The 2928-nt window shown below is 71.7% G+C and carries 2 protein-coding genes and 2 pseudogenes; 1 reads left to right on the top strand and 3 read right to left on the bottom strand.

Features of this window, described 5'->3' with window-relative positions:
- A pseudogene (locus CM1CMNOD_RS00085) lies at positions 1 to 365 on the top strand (ABC transporter ATP-binding protein); the annotation flags it as partial.
- Positions 366 to 538: 173 nt separating this feature from the next.
- On the opposite strand, the gene CM1CMNOD_RS00080 reads toward CM1CMNOD_RS00085, so the two are convergent.
- From CM1CMNOD_RS00080 to CM1CMNOD_RS22640, 3 genes and pseudogenes are all read right to left on the bottom strand, one after another.
- On the bottom strand, positions 539 to 760 hold the full coding sequence (locus CM1CMNOD_RS00080) for an MbtH family protein (protein WP_013871629.1): 222 nt from the start codon (positions 758 to 760) through the stop codon (positions 539 to 541).
- A 295-nt stretch (positions 761 to 1055) separates the two neighbouring features.
- A complete protein-coding gene (locus CM1CMNOD_RS22645) occupies positions 1056 to 1577 on the bottom strand; it encodes a hypothetical protein (RefSeq protein WP_237702923.1) in 522 nt (173 codons plus the stop codon).
- 272 nt (positions 1578 to 1849) lie between these two features.
- Positions 1850 to 2827, bottom strand: a pseudogene (locus CM1CMNOD_RS22640) (phosphopantetheine-binding protein); the annotation flags it as partial.
- Positions 2828 to 2928: the final 101 nt, after the last annotated feature.

Below are 2928 nucleotides of genomic sequence, written 5' to 3'. Positions count from 1 at the left end.
CCGTGGTGGGGGAGGGCGGGCACCGACTGACCGTCACGCAGGCCCAGCAGCTCGCGCTCGCCCGCCTGGTCCTCACCGATCCGCCGGTGGCGATCCTCGACGAGGCCACCGCGGACGCCGGCAGCGCCGGTGCCCGCATCCTGGAGGCCGCCGCCGAGCAGGCGCTGGCGGGCCGGACCGGGCTGGTCGTCGCGCACCGTCTCACCCAGTCGGCCGGCGCGGACCTCGTCGTCGTCCTGGACGACGGGCGGATCGTCGAAACCGGTACGCACGACGAGCTCATCGCCGTCGGCGGACGCTACGCCGCCCTGTGGGAGGCATGGTCCGACACCCGCACGCCGCAGGACGCCCCTGCCAGCCAGTAGAACACCCGGCAAAGAAAAGATCGCCGGTTGTTTGTCGTTACGTACGCCCACCGGCCCGAAAAGCGTACAGAACGACAAACAACCGGCGATCATGCTCTGTACGGGCGGGCTCGGATGCCGCCGAGGTCGTTGGTGCCGGCGCCGGAGTTGGCGCCGGCTGGGGTGGCGGTAGGTCAGTCGCGGGTGGCGGCTTCCATTGCCTCGATCAGGCTCTTGGGGCGCATATCCGTCCAGTATGTCTCGATGTAGTCCAGGCACTCCTGGCGCGGGCCCGGCCCGTGCTCGACCGTCCAGCCGGCCGGGACGTCGATGAAGTCCGGCCACAGACTGTACTGCCCCTCGGCGTTGACCAGGACGGTGTAGACGCCGTCGGGATCCTCGAACGGGTTGGTCATGGGTATCCCCCTTCTCCGGTTCCGCTGTTCTGCTGTTCTGCTGTTCTGCTGTTCTCCTGGGCCCGGTTCTCCCGACCGGTTCTCCCGACCGGTTCTCCCGGGGCCCTGCCGAAACTCAGTTCTCAATCACAGTCAGTTCTCGATCACGGTCGGCGGGAATCATCATGGGCCACGCCATTGCCCACAATATTGCCACGGCTTCTTTCAGGATTTTCCGATATCGCTCCTGGCCGCCGCGGGTTTTGCCGGTGCCTGGTTTTCCTGACGACCGCCGGACGCGCGGCGGAAATCGTGATCATGCGCGCTCCGGCCGGCCGGTGGCGTGGGTCACCAGCGCGTCCAGGGCCTGGAACCAGGTCTCGGCCAGCTCGCGGACGGCGTCCTCAGCCAGCACACCGGACGGCCAGGACCAGAACACAGCCAGCTCCGGCCCGCCCGGACGGTCCTCGGTCAGCGAATTCACCACCAGGCAGTGCCCCTCCGGCATGTCCCCGTCGGCGTCGAGGTCCACCGCGTCCGACTCGGCGGCGTAGGACCAGTCCGTCGCCTCCGGGACGCCGAACCTGCCCATGTAGTTGAACTCGATCCGCGGGGTGCCCAGCCGCGCCAGCTCCGGCCCCGTCCGCGGGTTGAGATGGCGCAGCAGCCCGTAGCCGATTCCGCCGGACGGCAGGCCGGCCAGATGCTCCCGGACGCGCTCAAGCGCCTGCCCGGCGGCCGGCCCGCCGGCCAGCGCCTCGGCCAGATCAACCGGGCCGGGGTCCAGGCAGACCGGGATGACGCTGGTGAACCAGCCCACAGTGCGGGAGAGGTCCACGTCCCCGGCGAACTCCTCCTCCCGGCCGTGCCCCTCGAGGTCCACCAGGACCGCGTTGCCGACGCTGTCCGTGTCACCCACGCCGTCATTGCCCACGCCGTCATTGCCCACGCCGTCCAACCGGCGGCGGCGCCAGTCGGCGACGTCCGTTCGACCGGCAGCCGCAGCGCCAGGGTGCGCACCGTGCTGACGACGTCCCGGGCCGGGTCGAGCTCCCGGATCAGCGGCAGCGGGTCACCGCCGGCGAGGATGCCCGCCCACAGCGGCAGCTCGTCCTCGCGGGCGGGATCGGACGCCCGTTCGGTCAGCAGGCGGGACCAGCGCCGGAACGACGTGTCGACGGGCGGCAGGGCGGCGGGGCGTCCAGCGGAGATGCTCTCCCAGGCGGTCGCGAGGTCCGGCAGCAGGACGCGCCAGGAGACGCCGTCGATCGACAGGTGGTGCACCATCAGCAGCAGCCGGCCCGGCGCGGACCTGGCCGCGTCGAACCACACCGCCTGGAGCATGACGCCGGCGTCCGGGTCCAGCCGGTCCCGGGCGGCCAGCGCCGCCGCGGAGATCGCCCTGGTCAGCGCGTCCCCGGTGAGAACGCCGCCGGGCCCGCTGGTGCGGATGTCGACCCGTTCGAGCAGCGTCGCGACGTCCACCGCTTCGGGGGGCGGCACGGTGAACGTCCAGTGGTCACCGTTCGGGCCGGACGTGCGGACGAGGCGGGCCCGCAGCATGTCGTGCCGGTCCACCAGCGCTTGCAGGATGGCCAGCAGGGTCGTCCAGTCCAGTTCGGCCGGTGTCTGTACCAGCGCCGACTGGTGATAGCCGCTGATCGGCCCGCCCAGCTCACGCAGCGCGTGCATGATCGGGGTCAGCGGGACGGTTCCCGTCCCGTCGTCGCCGCCGGCCCGCTCCGACGCCGGGGCGAGGGCGGTGGCCACCGTGGCCAGTGCCGCCACCGTGCGATGGCGGAAGACCTGGCGCGGGGTGATCCGGAAAGCGGCCGCGCGGGCCTGGCTGACCAGCTCCATCGCGACGATGCTGTCCCCACCAAGGGTGAAGAAGTCGTCGTCGACGCCGAGTTCGGGGACGCCGAGCACCGCGGCGAACGCGTCCCGCAGCGCCTGCTCCGTGAGGTTGCTGGGGGCCCGGCCGGAGACGGTGGCGGTGAAGTCGGGGGCCGGCAGCGCGTTGCGGTCCAGCTTCCCGTTGGGCAGCGCCGGCAGCTGGGGGAGCGGCACGAACGCCGCCGGCACCATGTAGTCGGGCAGCGTACGGACAGCATGGTCACGCAGCGTTGCCACATCCGGCGCCGACAACGCCGCGGGCCGCGGCTCGCTATCCGTTCCGGCCGTCCCCA

The organism is Protofrankia symbiont of Coriaria myrtifolia, from assembly GCF_900634755.1.
Classification (GTDB): domain Bacteria; phylum Actinomycetota; class Actinomycetes; order Frankiales; family Frankiaceae; genus Protofrankia; species Protofrankia coriariae.
This window is presented reverse-complemented; position numbering and strand designations above follow the sequence as displayed.

What these genes read in the sequence shown, in the direction of transcription:
- CM1CMNOD_RS00080 (WP_013871629.1), bottom strand. Translation starts at nt 760, where the DNA reads ATGACCAACCCGTTCGAGGATCCCGACGGCGTCTACACCGTCCTGGTC.